Annotated in this window: 9 protein-coding genes; 4 read left to right on the top strand and 5 right to left on the bottom strand. The window is 68.7% G+C overall.

What is annotated here, in order from left to right; translation table 11 throughout:
* Nucleotides 1-210 precede the first annotated feature (210 nt).
* From G3A44_RS02695 to recJ, 4 genes are read left to right on the top strand one after another with little or no spacing between them, the layout of a single operon-like run.
* The gene (locus G3A44_RS02695; RefSeq protein WP_163455947.1) at nt 211-1,287 is read left to right on the top strand and encodes a hypothetical protein; all 1,077 of its coding nucleotides are present in this window, start codon (nt 211-213) and stop codon (nt 1,285-1,287) included.
* A gap of 17 nt (nt 1,288-1,304) precedes the next feature.
* Nucleotides 1,305-2,309, top strand: a complete 1,005-nt coding sequence (locus tag G3A44_RS02700) for a DUF6976 family protein (RefSeq protein WP_239061663.1) — start codon at nt 1,305-1,307, stop codon at nt 2,307-2,309.
* Between the two features lie 40 nt (nt 2,310-2,349).
* Complete coding sequence (locus G3A44_RS02705; RefSeq protein ID WP_163455949.1) at nt 2,350-3,378, top strand: hypothetical protein; 1,029 nt, start codon at nt 2,350-2,352, stop codon at nt 3,376-3,378.
* A gap of 37 nt (nt 3,379-3,415) precedes the next feature.
* Nucleotides 3,416-5,191, top strand: a complete 1,776-nt coding sequence (recJ, locus tag G3A44_RS02710) for a single-stranded-DNA-specific exonuclease RecJ (RefSeq protein ID WP_163455950.1) — start codon at nt 3,416-3,418, stop codon at nt 5,189-5,191.
* A 19-nt stretch (nt 5,192-5,210) separates the two neighbouring features.
* Here recJ and G3A44_RS02715 read toward each other — a convergent pair whose 3' ends face one another.
* The 5 genes from G3A44_RS02715 to G3A44_RS02735 all read right to left on the bottom strand — a co-directional run bounded on the left by G3A44_RS02715 (nt 5,211) and on the right by G3A44_RS02735 (nt 13,860).
* Nucleotides 5,211-6,341 carry an aspartyl/asparaginyl beta-hydroxylase domain-containing protein gene (locus G3A44_RS02715; protein WP_163455951.1) on the bottom strand — a complete coding sequence of 377 codons (1,131 nt, stop codon included), beginning with the start codon at nt 6,339-6,341 and terminating at the stop codon, nt 5,211-5,213.
* A 120-nt stretch (nt 6,342-6,461) separates the two neighbouring features.
* Complete coding sequence (locus G3A44_RS02720) at nt 6,462-9,230, bottom strand: TonB-dependent receptor domain-containing protein (protein ID WP_163455952.1); 2,769 nt, start codon at nt 9,228-9,230, stop codon at nt 6,462-6,464.
* 300 nt (nt 9,231-9,530) lie between these two features.
* Nucleotides 9,531-11,378: an ABC transporter ATP-binding protein gene (locus G3A44_RS02725; RefSeq protein ID WP_163456090.1), complete on the bottom strand. Its 1,848-nt coding sequence runs from the start codon at nt 11,376-11,378 to the stop codon at nt 9,531-9,533.
* Nucleotides 11,379-11,391: 13 nt separating this feature from the next.
* Nucleotides 11,392-12,843, bottom strand: a complete 1,452-nt coding sequence (locus G3A44_RS02730; RefSeq protein ID WP_163455953.1) for an ABC transporter permease — start codon at nt 12,841-12,843, stop codon at nt 11,392-11,394.
* Nucleotides 12,844-12,876: 33 nt separating this feature from the next.
* Nucleotides 12,877-13,860, bottom strand: coding sequence for an ABC transporter permease (locus G3A44_RS02735; RefSeq protein WP_163455954.1), 984 nt, complete (start codon nt 13,858-13,860; stop codon nt 12,877-12,879).
* Nucleotides 13,861-13,877 lie beyond the last annotated feature (17 nt).

A 13,877-nucleotide genomic window follows, 5' to 3' on the forward strand; every position in this document is an offset into this window, starting at 1 on the left:
CCGACGGACGGCCGACGGCGACCCTGCCCCCCTGCCGGGATCGCCCCCGGGGGCGCCCCCCAGGATAACCATTAGAAAAAGGCAGCTGACGCCGGGCTGACCCCGGTACAGCCCCCCGTACCGCCTGCCACCGCCGCCTGGCCCGGCCCTTGCGATGCAGCAGGCCATGACCCCGCGCGCCGCGCAGAAGAGGGAAAGGACGAGACGACGATGAGCAACGATCAACACCCCTGGCTGGCCCAGGTCCTGGGCGTCAGCCCGCCTTGGAAGGTGACCGACGTCAAGCTGCTGGCCAAGACGGGACTGGTCTCCATCCAGATTGAGAAGGAGGAAGCCCAGCACCGCTTCTGGATGGGCCGTCGGCCCACCCCGCAGCGCCGCCTGCGCTGGGACCACATCGGCATGGCGGGCTACCGCTGCGAGATCGTGCTGCTGCTGCGCGAGGGCCAGTCGGTGCCCGAGGCCCCGTGGACCGGCTCGGCCGACCTGCCTTTCACCCGGCACCTCTCCCGCCTGGTGCTGGACCTGATGCTGGAGGGCGCCACGATGTCGCAGCTCTGCCGCATGCTGGAGCTGCCCTTCTCCGAACTCTGGAAGTACAAGTTCCGCCTGGACCAGGGCAGCGCCCAGGTGCCCGCCACCGCGGCCGCCACCACGCCCCCCGCGGCCGGCACCGTCCCGGCCCCGCCGGCGGCGGCCACCGGCCCCGCCAGCCCCCAGGAGGCCGCCCCCACCAGCACGCCGGCGGCGGGGGCCACCCCCATGGCCACCGGACCGGCCGGGCTGCCGCCGGCCGATGCACCGCTGTGGCTGCGCCTGCTCAAAGGCGAGCTCACCCTCGACGTGCAGGCCCTGAGCCTGAAGCTCCTGCTGAGCAAGGCCAGCCGGGAGGCCCGGCTGCATGAGGACGACGACCTGCACCGGCAGGCCGCGCAGGCCCTGCACCGCTACTTCGAGCGCAACGTGCCTATCCTGGGCCACGAGATCCGCCAGCTGCAAAGCCACTGGCGGGCCGCCGGCGGCGGTGGTGGTGGCGCAGCGGCCCCGGCCACGCTGCCTGATGTCAGCGACCCGCTGTGGCAGGACCTGCTCATGGGCGAGCGCGACCTGGACGTGCGCGCCCTGAGCCTGCGCCTGCTGCTGTCCAAGCTGCGCGGCCAAGCCCGCGCCTTGCAAGACGACGAACTGCGCATGCTCAAACTGGTCGAGCTGCACCGATTCTTCGAGAAGAACCAGGCCACGCTGCGGCACGAGATCAGCCAGATCTCGCGCTGGTCCCTCCACTGATGTCCGCGAGGCCCCCCATGCAAGCCCTCACCCACGAACTCCTGACCCTGGCCGACACCACGGCGCTCATCCAGGCTGGCAAAGCCTGCTGCATCGCCGCCGACGAGGCACTGCTGCGGCGGCTGCCACGCGGCAACTGGATCGGCGGCACCATCCCGTACTTCATGGCCCACCAGGGCGGCACGTGCAGCCGCGACCAGCTCTTCGTCGCGGAGCTGGCCACCGAAGGCGGCGGCCGCCCCACCGTGCGCTGCTACGACCGCCACAGCCTGCGCAACGTCTGCCTGGACTCACCCGACCACGGCTTCTCGGTCATGGTGCTGCCGGCCTTCAGCGCGGTGCATGAGGCCTTTGCCCAAGAGGCCCCCGACTACCCGGACATGTACATGAAGCCCCTGGTGGGCTGGATCGCCGGGGTGCACCTGGACGACATCGGCCGCGCCACCCCCCAGGTGATCGACGGCAGCTCCGGCGAACTGCTGCGTGACGCCGCCGTGGTCATGCACATCCCCCTGCCCCCGCAGTGGGCCGCCCATGTCGACATCATCAACCTGTTCGTGCCCGGCAGCGGCCCTGAGCTGCGCTTTCCGCAGGGCGGCTTCAGCGGCGGCGATTGCCTGATCGGCGGGCAGCCGGGCAATCTGCATGACTGGCTGGTGGCCCAGCGGGTGGACACCCGCCTGCCCCTGGTGGCCGACTACCACGGGGCCATGGTCAACGTCAGCATCAAGGCCCTGGACCCGGCCCAGCGCAAGGTGGAGTTCTACGCCCCGGTCTTCGCCGACGTGCCCTACCGCGTGGCCGAACCGGTGGGCGACTACGCCCGCGCCTTTGAAGTGGCGTCCCTGCACAGCCAGGTCCCCGGCGAACTGGTGTTCTGCTGTAACTGCATCCTGAACTACGCCTACGGCAACCTGCAGGGCCGCAGAACCGGCGCCATGGTAGGTCCCATGACCTTTGGCGAAATCGGCTACCAGCTGCTCAACCAGACCATGGTGCACCTCTCCCTGGTGCCTGCCTGAGGCGCCTGCCCAGGGGCGTCCGACCGATAATCGGCGCCCCATGCACCTCGTGCTCACCTTTGCCAGCGGCCGCTCCGAGGCCGCACAGGCCGCACTGCGGCTACTCGATTCACGGCCCCTGCCGCACCTGCGACGGTTGCTGGGTGCCCTGACCCCCATCGCCCGGGATCCGGGCGACCCTTTCTCACTGAGCGCGCCCCATGAACGTCTGCTGGCGCGGAGCCTGGGCTGGCCGCCGGACGACGGCCTGATCCCCCTGGCGCGCCTGTGGGCCTGGCAGGACGGTCTGGACCTGTCCGCCCAGGCCCCGGACGCCGCCTGGGGCCTGCTGCAGCTCACCCACTGGCACCTGGGCACCGAGCAGGTCTCGCACACCGACCCACAGGCCCTCAGCATCACCCCAGACGAATCCCGCGCCCTGCACGATGCCCTGCTGCCGCTGCTGGATGAAGGGGGCTGGCGCCTGCGGCGCGCCGGGGACGGCCCCCGGGACCGCTGGTACCTGGGGCACCCCCTGCTGGCCGCACTGCCCACCGCCTCCCCCGACCGGGTGGCCGGCCGCAATGTGGACCTCTGGCTCGACGCCCCGGCCAGCGCCCGCCCGGCCCTGCGTGCCCTGCGCCGCCTGCAGGCCGAGGTGCAGATGCTGCTGCATGCCCATCCGGTCAACCAGGCACGGGAGGCTCGCGGCCAGCCGGCCCTCAACTCCTTCTGGCTCAGTGGCACCGGCGACCCGGCGCTGCCCCTGCCCAGCGATCCCGCCAGCTTGCCCATCCTGCTGGAGACGCTGCGCCCGCCCGCGCTGGCCGAGGACGGCGCCGCCTGGCTGGACGCCTGGGACGCGCTGGACCGCTCGCTTGCCGACACCTGGACGCAAGCCCTTGAGCTGGCCCTGGAGGCCCCGGCCCACGGCGCCCCCCAGGCTTCGGCCCTGCGTCTGAGCCTGTGTGGCGAGGCCGGCTCCATCACCCTGGGGCCGCGGCCGCGTGCCTGGTGGCAGCGCGGACCGCTGGCGCCCTGGCGGGCGGGTGCCCGCACGCCGCTGCTGCCCTGGCTGGCCGAGCTCTGAGCCCCTTCCCCACCACGCCCGGACACGCCCTGGCCGCATGAACACCACCCCCACGACCCGCCCGCCGGAACCCGCCGCCCTCCCCCCCGACGGCCAGCCAGTGCTGACCCCGCGCGAGGCCTGGCCACGCGCCGCCTGGCAGCTGGAACAGGCGGGCCTGCCGCCCCTGCTGGCCCGGCTCTTCGCCGCACGCGGCATCCGCCAGGCGCAGGAGCTGGACGACGGCCTGCAGCACCTGCTGCCGCCCGGCGCACTGACCGGCGCCACCGCGGCGGCCCGACTGTTGGCCGACGCCATCGAGCAGGGCACCCCGGTGTGCGTGGTGGCCGACTACGACTGCGATGGCGCCACCGCCTGCGCTGTGGCCCTGAGGGGCCTGGCCCTGCTGGGCGCCGACCCTGCCCGTCTGCACCATGTGGTGCCGGATCGGCAGGTGCACGGCTACGGCCTCACCCCGACCATCGTCGACCTGGTGCGCGCCCAGGGGGCCCGCCTGCTGGTGACGGTGGACAACGGCATCGCCAGCCATGCGGGCGTGGCCCACGCGCAAGCTTGCGGCCTGCAGGTGCTCATCACCGACCACCATCTGCCGGCCGTGCAGGCTGACGGGCAGGCCCACCTGCCGCCGGCCGACGTCATCGTCAACCCCAACCAGCCGGGCTGCGGCTTCCCGAGCAAGGCGCTGGCGGGCGTCGGCGTCATGTTCTATGTGCTGCTGGCCCTGCGGGCCGAGCGGCGCCAGCGCGGCGCCTACGACCAGGTGGCCCAGCCGCGGCTGGACAGCCTGCTGGACCTGGTGGCGCTGGGCACGGTGGCCGACGTGGTGCGCCTGGACGAGAACAACCGGCGCCTGGTGGCCCAGGGCCTGCGCCGCATCCGCGAAGGCCGCATGCAGCCCGGCGTGCGCGCGCTGTTCCATGCTGCAGGCCGCGACCCCGCCCGTGCCAGCGCGCAGGACTTCGGCTTCTCCCTGGGCCCGCGGATCAACGCCGCCGGCCGCCTGGCCGACATGGGCCTGGGCATCGCCTGCCTGCTGACCGACGACCCGGGCCAGGCCCAGGACCTGGCCCGGCAACTCGACGCCATCAACCGGGAACGCCGCGAGGTGGAGGCCGGGATGCGCGAACACGCCGAGAACCTGCTGGACGACTTGATGCCGCGCGGCGACATCCCTGCCGCCCTGGTGCTGTACGACGAGGACTTCCACGAGGGCGTGGTCGGCATCGTGGCGGGCCGCCTGAAGGACCGCCTGCACCGGCCCACCTTCGTCTTTGCCAAGGGACAGGACGGCCTGCTCAAGGGTTCAGGACGCTCCATCGCCGGCTTCCATCTGCGCGATGCGCTGGATCTGGTGGCCAAGCGCCAGCCTGGCCTGCTGCTGCGCTTTGGCGGTCATGCCATGGCCGCCGGCTGTACGCTGCCGGCAGATGGGGTGGAGCGCTTTCGCGACACGCTGCTGGACGTCGCCCAGGCGCTGCTGGCGCCGGCCACCTTGGCCCGCCGGGTGCTGACCGACGGCCCCTTGGCGCCGGAGGAGTTCAGCCTGGAGACCGCGCGGCTGCTGGAGGCCCAGGTGTGGGGCCAGGGCTTCGAGGCCCCGCTGTTTTGCGACGAGGTGGACGTGCTGCAGCAACGCCTGGTGGGCGGCAAGCACCTCAAGCTCAAGGTCGGCCTGCACGGACAGGCCCGCGAGGGCATTTGGTTCGGCCGCACCGAGCCCCTGCCGCCGCGCACCCGGCTGGCCTATCGCCTGGCGCAGGACGAATTCCAGGGCCAGGCCCGTCTGCAGATGGTGGTGGAAGCCGCCGGCTGAGCGCCGGACGCCTCCCGCCTCAGCCCCGGGTGAGCCAGGACCAGCGGTCCACCAGGTCCACGAACAGGCACACCGCCTCGCGTTCGGCGCGGGTGAGGTCGGGGTGCCAGCTGTCCATCAGCAGGATGATGCGGTCCTGGCCGCTGCGGTTCCAGGCCTCGTGCAGGAAGGTGTCGTCAAAGCAGCCCACCTCCCCCTCGCCCCACGCGGCCTCGCCTCCGCCAAACACATGCAGGGCGCAATCCGGGGGCACGATCAGCGGCAGGTGCACCACCAAACGGATGTTGCTGGTGCCATGGTGCGGCAGGATGGTGGAGCCGGCAGCCAGTAGCGAGAAGCAGATCTCCGGCGTTTGCGAGGGGATACGGCACAGGTCGATGGAGGCCAGGAGCCGGCTGGTGGCCGGGCAGGCATCGTGGTGGGCGTCAAAGCGCCGGCCACGCCGAAAGAAGAAGTAGGCGTCCCACCGGCCCGGACCATCGGGACCGGCCACATAGCCGGCCATGCCGGGGCGGGCCGCCTCCGGGATGAAGCTCTCGGAGAACGCCCCCTGGGCGTACAGGCGTGCAGCTTCCGCGCGCACCTCAGGAAAGGCCTGCCGCAGCGCCGGCGCAAAAGGCACATCGTCGGCACTGAAGAACGGCCCGGGCCGCAGGCCAGGAAAGTGGAAAAACTTGGGGACCTGGTGCGGCGAGTGGGTCGGCACCGGCTGTTCCTTGAGGTAGCCCGCCACGGCCAGGCTGACGCGAGCCATCTCGTCCTTGCCATGGCGATGGCACATCGCCTGCAGGGCCCCCTGCAAGGCCAGACGCCGACTGCCCCGCAGCCGCCCCACGGCATGGGCCACAGTGGCGCGCAGCGGCACCGGGGTGGTGGCGTTATCGCGCCACTGGCCAGCCATCTGCGCCCGGCTGATGGCCTCCAGGTAGGCCCAAGCCGCTGCAGGCGCTTGCCCTTGGTGCTCCTGCAACGTGCCCAGGTACAGCCAGGCCTCGGCGTGTTCCGGCAGGGCTTGCACCCAGTCCTGGAGTTCATGGCGCAGACGCCCCACCTCCTGCGGTGTGCCGCCCGCCCAATACCGGCGCTGCAGGCCAGCCCAAGTGGCGCTCCGTTCCGTGCTCAGCTCCAAGGCCATCGTGTCGTCCTCCATGGGCGCGCCAGGCCACGCACCCCGCTCCTGTGCAGGAAAAAAAAGGGGAGCCCGCGGGCTCCCCTGGCTGGGCCGCCGGATCCCGCCCCCTGAGGGGTCAGGCCGGCAGGCGCCGGTCGGTCAGAACTTGTAGCCGAAGTTCACGTACCAGGTACGGCCACGCGGATCGTAGTAGCGGTCATCGTAGCCGGCCGGCTGGCCACCGCCAGCCGACAGCACCAGCGGCGGCGCCTTGTCGAACACGTTCAGGATGCCGGCCGTCAGGCTGATGGCCTTGGTGGCGTCCCAGCGGGTTTGCCAGTCAAAGCTGTAGTACGGCTTGATCTTCAAGGAGATGTCCTCGGTGCCGGTCACCGCGCCAGTGCTGTCCAGGACTTCAACCGTGTTGGTCTCGTCGTGGTAGCCCGAGCGGAAGTTCATGGTGAGGGTGTGCTCCCAGTCGCCCATGCGGATGGCATTGGACCAGTTGCCGCGCCAGCGGAAGGTGACCTCGCCGTCACGGTAGTAGTGCACCGTGTCGGTGTAGGTCAGGTCCACCGGGTCCTGGGTCGAGGCCTTGAGCATGTAGGTGGCCAGCACGCGCGAACGCAGCTTGCCCAGCCCGGTGTCAAACCGGCCCTCCACATCAAAGTCGATGCCGGTGTAGTACTCCTTGCCCAGGTTCAGGTTGCCCTGGTTGAGGGCCAGGTAGGTCTTGCTGGCGGACAGGTCGTACTGCTTGGACCAGGCCGAGGAGTACTTGGCCGGCGAGCCGAACAGGGTCTTCTCATCCAGCTGGCCGAAGGCGTCGCGGATGCGGACCCACCAGATGTCGGCGCCCATCGACAGGCTGGCCGCCGGCTCCAGGCGCAGACCCAGGGTGCCCTGCAGGGACTTCTCGGCCTTGAGCTTGGCGTTGCCGCCGGCGATCACGTCGTACTGCTGCAGGCCCGGACGGCACTCGGCGCCCAGGGAGGCTGCGATGGCCGCCAGCTCGGGCGTGCAGTCGTACTTGTCCTCGGTGACGCCGTAGCTTTGCGGCGACGCCTTGACCTGCGGCACGCTGGGCGCGTGGAAGCCGGTGCCGATGGAGCCGCGCAGCAGCACCTCACGGCTGGGCTGGAAGCGGAACGAGGTCTTGCCGGTGGCGGCGCTGCCGAAATCGCTGTACTTGTCCAGACGGGCGGCGGTGGTCACCGAGAAGCTCTTGGAGAAGGGGAACTCCAGCTCGGTGAACAGGCCTTGCGAGGTGCGGTTGGCGCTGTAGGGCACCGCCGCGGCCGCGTCGCCGAAGCGCTGATCGCAGGCGCCCGGATCGTTGACCGGATCGCACAGCGTGCCGGCCACCGGGTCAGACAACAGGCCCTGCGCGAACAGGCTGGGCTTGCTCTGGAACTTCTCCTTGGAGGCGCTGAAGCCCACCGCCAGGCCGGCCTTGCCGCCCCCCATCGGGAACAGCTCGCGGCTGGCCCGGGCGTTCAGCGTGGTCAGCTCTGCGCTGCCCCCGTCAAAGTAGCCCTGGTAGTTGGCCGCGGACAGGGCCGCCAGGCCGTCGGCGGTCTGCTGGCCCGGCAGGACGAAGGGGTTGAGCTTGCCGCTCTTGCGCAGCGCGGTGACGGCCAGGGCACCCGGGTAGCCCGAGATGGTGCCTTCGGCCTTGCTCTTGGAGGTGGAGATCCCTGCCTCGTAGTCCCACCCCATCAGCGGGCCACGGGCCGACAGGCTCAGGTCGTAGAACTTGGCCGTGTCGTCGTTGGTGCGGCTGCCCAGGTCGGCGATACGGTAATAGGCGGTGGTGTCACCCGTGATGCCCAGCGGCAGCAGGTAGGTGTTGTGCAGGTCGGTGCCGGCCTTGATGGAGATGCCACCCGGGACCGGCGCGATCTTCGAGACCTGGTTGGTCTTGGAGAACAGCAGGTCCGCCATGATGGTGTGCTCACCCACGGCGAAGGTGCCCGAACCCATGAAGGCGTCGCGCTTGCGCTCCGGATAGATCTCCAGCGTGCTGACAAAGTCGAAGCCGCAGAAATCGTCCGTGTAGCTCTCGCCGCCGTCCTCATAGGTGCTGGTCACCCGGAAGCTGCTGTCCGGGCAGCTTCCGGTGGTCATCAGGTACGGGTTGACCAGTTCGCCACGGTCGTTGACCACGTTGGCCGGGATGCTGGAGGCGGAGTAGTTCTGCAAGCGGTAGGACTTGCCGTCCTTGCTGAACAGCAGGTTGCCCGTCTTGGCGAAGTCGCGCTGGGTGGCCTTGAGCGCGGTGCGCTCGTCATGCGAGTAGGCCAGCAGCACGTTGAAGCCGTCTTGGCTCAGGCTGCCGAAGCCCTTGGAGATGCTGAAGCGCTTTTCCTTGGCGCCGCCCTTGGGGTTGGACACGCCCACGGAGATGTCGCCCACGGTGGAATCGCGCTTGGTGATGAAGTTCACCACGCCGGCGATGGCGTCGGAGCCGTAGAGGGCGGAGGCACCGTCGGTCAGCACCTCGACGCGCTCGATGGCGGCCAGGGGAATGGCGTTGAGGTCGACAGCGGAGGCAAAGCCGGTCAGGGTCTGGCCGCCAAACTGGCTCAGGCGGTGGCCGTTGAGCAGAACCAAGGTCCGGGTCTCACCCACGCCGTGGATGGACACGCCGGAGAAGCCCAGCGTGGAGCCGCCCACCGAGTCGCTCTCGGCCGTGCCACCTTGCACCGCGCCTAGGCGCTGCACCAAATCCACTGTGGAGGTGGCGCCGGTGCGGTCGATCTGTTCACGGGTGATGATCTGCACCGGCAGCGCGGTCTCGGCGGCGATCCGCTTGATGGCGGAGCCGGTCACTTCAACGCGCTGCACCTCCTGTGCGGCGGCCGGTGCGCTGGCGATGGCACCCAGTGCCATCAATGCGCACACGCTGATCTTGGTTCTTTGAAACATTCAGACTCCTCTCGGAATGACCATGGGTTGACCTCAACATCCAGCCGGCTCCGCCCGGGCCCTCTTGAAGCCGCGGCCGAATGGCCAAGTTGTTTGCAGATTGTGAAGGATTCGTGCCGGAAATGTCCCGTGCGCAAACCCTCGCAAGTCACCCGAGAAGGGGAAGTGTTGCAAAGACGCCGCAGCCGCCCAAACACGGTGCAAAACCCTGGGCAATACCATTTTCAAACCTGCAAACGCGTACACGCCGACGGGCAAAAACCCCGTCAGCGTGCACCGTGAACCAATTTGAAGCGGGTATTACCCTGTGACCAGCCGGGGTACTGAAGCGATCAATTCCCGGGTGTAGTCCTGCTGCGGATGGGTCAGCACCTGCTGTACCGGACCATATTCCACGATCCGCCCACGCTGCATCACCGCCACGGTGTCGGCGATGTACTCCACCACGCCGATGTTGTGCGTGATGAACAGGTACGACATCCCCAATGAGCGCTGCAAGTCCTTGAGCAGATTGAGGATCTGGGCCTGCACCGACACATCCAGCGCCGAGGTGGGCTCGTCGCAGACGATGAGCTGGGGCTCCACCGCCAGGGCCCGAGCGATCGCGATGCGCTGGCGCTGCCCGCCCGAAAACTCGTGCGGATACCGGTCCAGCGCATCCTTGCGCAGGCCCACCTGATCCACCAGGGATTCAATCCGCTGCCGCCGCTGGGCGGCATCAAAATCCGGCCGCAGGGTGATCAAACCTTCCTCGAGCACCTGCCGGACCCGCATCCTCGGATTCAGAGAGGCAAATGGATCCTGGAAAATAATCTGGATTTTCCGGCGCAAACCGAGCAAATCTCCGCCTTGCAGCGCATTGAGATTTTGGCCCTCCATCAGGGCTTGCCCTGACACGGTGGCGACATGGCGCAGCAACTGGACCAGGGCTTTCCCTGTCGTGGTTTTGCCACAGCCAGATTCACCCACCAGCGCCAAGGTCTCGCCGCGTTTCACATCAAAGGAAACGCCTTGCACAGCGTGGAAGAAACCGGCACCTCGCTGCAGCCACCCCTGACGCAGGGGAAAGTCCACCTTCAATTCCCGCACCGTCAGCAGCGGCGCCGCGGACCCGGCGGTCTGTGTGTCCACGGGCTGTGCGGCCACCAAACCCGTGGCAGTTGCCGGCATGGCGGCGGCCGCCGGCATGCCACCGTCGACATGGAGCCAGCAGCGTACCTGGCGGCCCGCACCGGCCGGGCTCAGCTGCGGAACTTCCCGGTGGCAACGCTGGCCGGCTTGGTCGCAGCGGGAGGCGAATCGGCAACCCTCGAAGTGTTGGGTGAGCGGGGGCACGGTGCCCGGAATGGCCGCCAGCCCCTGGCCACGCCGCCTGGCGTCTGGCAGGGCCTGCAGCAGCGCTCCCGCATAAGGGTGCAGCGGCCGGGCAAAGAAGGCCCCGGCGTCGGCCAGCTCGACGAGCTGTCCGGCATACATCAAGCCCACCCGGTGGGCCATGCCCGAGACCACGGCCAAATCATGGGTGATGAGCAGCAGGCCCAGACCCGTCTCGGCCTGCAACTGCTTGAGCAGGTCAAGCACCTGGGCCTGGATGGTCACATCCAAGGCGGTCGTGGGCTCATCGGCCACGATGAAGTCCGGCTCGGCCGCCAGTGTCATGGCGATCATGACGCGCTGTTTTTGCCCGCCGCTCATGCGGAAGGGGTAGTCGTCGATGCGACGCTCAGGCTCGGGAATACCCACCCGCCGCAACCAGTCGATGGCTTTCTGGCGGGCAGCCGCCCCGCGCAACGCGGTGTGCGCCTCGATGGTTTCCAACATCTGCGACCCGACGGTCATCACCGGGTTCAGACTGGTGGAGGGCTCCTGAAAGATCATGCCGATGCGCCCGCCGCGCACCTGTCGCATCTGGCGCTCAGGCAAGGCCAGCAGGTCCTGCCCGCCCAGGGAGATGGTGCCCGAGACGACCTGGCCGTTCTCGGGCAGCAGCCGCATCAGGGCCAGGGCGGTCATGCTCTTGCCGCAGCCCGACTCGCCGACCAGGGCAAAGGTCTCGCCACGGCGCAGCGGCAGGGTCATGCCATCGATGGCCCGGACGGTGCCGGTCTCGGCGTCAAGTTCGACGCGGATGTCCTGAATGTCCAGCATGGGGTTCGTCACGTCAGGCCTTGCTCTGCTTGGGGCGCGCCACGCGCGGCTTGAGGGTGCGGGCGCGAGGATCGAAGGCTTCCTGCACACCGTCGGCGAAGAGGTTGGCCGCCAGCACCAGCGACACCATGAAGAAGAAGGCGCAGGCGAAGGTCCACCAGATCACCGGATCACGGCTCATTTCGCTGCGGGCGAAATTGATCATGCCGCCAAAGCTGTTCATGGACGGGTCCACACCCACGCCCACGTAGGAGAGCACCGCCTCGTAGAGGATGAGGCTGGAGAACTCGATCACCGTGACGATGAGCATCAGGTGCGCGACGTTGGGGAAGACGTGGCGCACCATGATGCGCCAGGGCGAGACGCCGAAGGCTTGCGCCGCCTGCACGTACTCCAGCTCGCGCAGCTTCAGGGTCTCGCCGCGCAGCAGCCGACACAGGCCGGCCCAGCCGGTCAAGCCCAGCACCGCGCACAGCAGGAAGAGCTTGAGGTCGGCACGCTCCAGCCCGGTCTCGAAGAACTCGGGGTGCTTATCCAGGAACACCTGCACCATCAGCACGCAGGCGGCGATCAGCAGGATGTTGGGAATGGAGGACAGCACCGTGTAGACGTACTGGATCAGCTCGTCCACCCAGCCCTTGAAGAAGCCCGCCATGATGCCCAGCACCACCGCCAGGGGCAGCGTGGCCAGCGTGGCCAGGGCACCGATGACGAAGGCGGTGCGGATGCTCTTGAGGGCCTGGTAGAGCACATCGTTGCCGGTCACGTCGGTGCCCAGCACGTGGTAAGGCCCGGCCAGCGCGCCCACCACCCCCACCAGCAGCGACAGGGCCATGACGGTGCGCCCCGCCACATGCCAGGGAATGCTCGTCTCGCGGTCGCGGATGCGCCGCCACATCTGCCCCGTCCCGCCGGACGCCCCCCGGCCGAGCAGCCAAAGTGCCGCGCCGCACAGCGCCATGCCCACGACCAGGCCCACGCCCGCACCGGTCAGGGCGCGAACGGTGACGTCGGTGGCCCATTCACGCGCCGGATCCTGCAGGTGGGCGCCCCCGTGCTGAAGGCGAGGCGCATGGCGCTCGGTGCCCCCACCGGGCAGGTCCCGGCTTTCCTTGGTGAAGCTCACATAGGACAACGGGCGCGAGTAGGTGGTCTCGCGGCTGTCGATCAGGTCCTGGGTGAGGAGGTCCAGCACCGAACGCACGCGGGTGTCGTACACCACCATATCGGACTGCTGGCCCTGGGCCGCCGGCAGCACCGGGCGGAAGTGCACGCTGTCGAGCAGCGTGACCGCCAGACAGACCAGCAGCACCACCGAGGAGGCCAGCGCAGGCGCGTTGCGGAAGACCTTGCCCCAGGTGGCGCGCAGGTCGGGCTGGCGGCGCACCATGAAGGCGTAGCCCACCAGGGAAAGGACCAGCAGCCAGAGGGCGGCATCGGTCCAGAGGAGGACGAATTTCGGCATCACCGGTGACTCCGGAAGCGATGTCTGAAGGGATCAGCCCAGGCGGACGCGCGGGTCCACCCAGGTGTAAGCCACGTCGATCAGGGCATAGGTGGCGATGTAGAGCAGCGAGCCCACGAACACCATGGTGCGCACGATGGCGAAATCCTGCTTGCCGATGGCCTCGATGACGTAGGCGCCCAGACCTGGGATGCCGAAGAAGCTCTCGAACACCAGGCTGCCCATGAACACATAAGGCAGGTAGCCACCGGCGCTGGTGATGATGGGGATCAGCGCGTTGCGCAGCACATGCCGGAACATGACCACGGTCTCCGACAGCCCCTTGGCGCGAGCGGTGCGCACGTAGTCCTTGTTGATCTCCTCGATGAACATGGCGCGGTAGAGCCGGGCCTCGGCCCCCAGCCGGGCCAGCGCGCTGAGCACCACCGGCAGCACCAGGAACTTCACCACATCCAACCCCTCCGCATAGCCCGAGATGGGCACGAGCTTGAGCACGCGGGCAAAGAAGTACTGGCCGACGATGATGTAGAACAGGCCGGAGATCGACATCATGAGCACGCACAGGATGGACCCCCACAGGTCCAGCCGGGTGTTTCGGAACATCACCAGCAACAGGCCGAAGCTGGTGGTGGCCAGCACCTGCAGCACGAAGATGGGCAGCGCCAGCTTGATGCTGACCCACATGCGGGAGGCGACCTCGGCCCCGATGTCGCCCGCGCTCTCGCTGTCGGCACGGCCAAAGTCGAAGCTGAAGAGCGAGACCGACCGCTCCCAGAAGATGGTCTCGGTCAGCTGTTCGGCGCCTGCCTTGGCATCGTTCCAATACAGAGGCTTGTCGTAGCCGCGTTCAACTTTCCATTTCTCGATCAGCTCGGGCGTGACACGCTTGCCGCCGATGTTCAGGCGGGCCATGTCGTCAGGGGTGTTGACCGTGAAGAAGAGGAAAAAGGTGGCGAGGTTGACCCCCGCCAGGATGAGGAAGCCGTACACCAGACGGCGGATCGAATAGGCCAGCATGGGCGGATTTCCTTGCG

The organism is Ideonella livida (genome assembly GCF_010499455.1).
Lineage (GTDB): Bacteria > Pseudomonadota > Gammaproteobacteria > Burkholderiales > Burkholderiaceae_C > Ideonella > Ideonella livida.

Excerpts from the sequence above, each read along its gene's own strand:
- G3A44_RS02705 (WP_163455949.1), top strand. The coding sequence starts at position 2,350 with ATGCACCTCGTGCTCACCTTTGCCAGCGGCCGCTCCGAGGCCGCACAG.
- G3A44_RS02725 (WP_163456090.1), bottom strand. The coding sequence starts at position 11,378 with ATGCTGGACATTCAGGACATCCGCGTCGAACTTGACGCCGAGACCGGC.
- G3A44_RS02715 (WP_163455951.1), bottom strand. The coding sequence starts at position 6,341 with ATGGAGGACGACACGATGGCCTTGGAGCTGAGCACGGAACGGAGCGCC.
- G3A44_RS02735 (WP_163455954.1), bottom strand. The coding sequence starts at position 13,860 with ATGCTGGCCTATTCGATCCGCCGTCTGGTGTACGGCTTCCTCATCCTG.
- G3A44_RS02720 (WP_163455952.1), bottom strand. The coding sequence starts at position 9,230 with ATGTTTCAAAGAACCAAGATCAGCGTGTGCGCATTGATGGCACTGGGT.
- G3A44_RS02695 (WP_163455947.1), top strand. The coding sequence starts at position 211 with ATGAGCAACGATCAACACCCCTGGCTGGCCCAGGTCCTGGGCGTCAGC.
- G3A44_RS02700 (WP_239061663.1), top strand. The coding sequence starts at position 1,305 with ATGCAAGCCCTCACCCACGAACTCCTGACCCTGGCCGACACCACGGCG.
- G3A44_RS02730 (WP_163455953.1), bottom strand. The coding sequence starts at position 12,843 with ATGCCGAAATTCGTCCTCCTCTGGACCGATGCCGCCCTCTGGCTGCTG.
- recJ (WP_163455950.1), top strand. The coding sequence starts at position 3,416 with ATGAACACCACCCCCACGACCCGCCCGCCGGAACCCGCCGCCCTCCCC.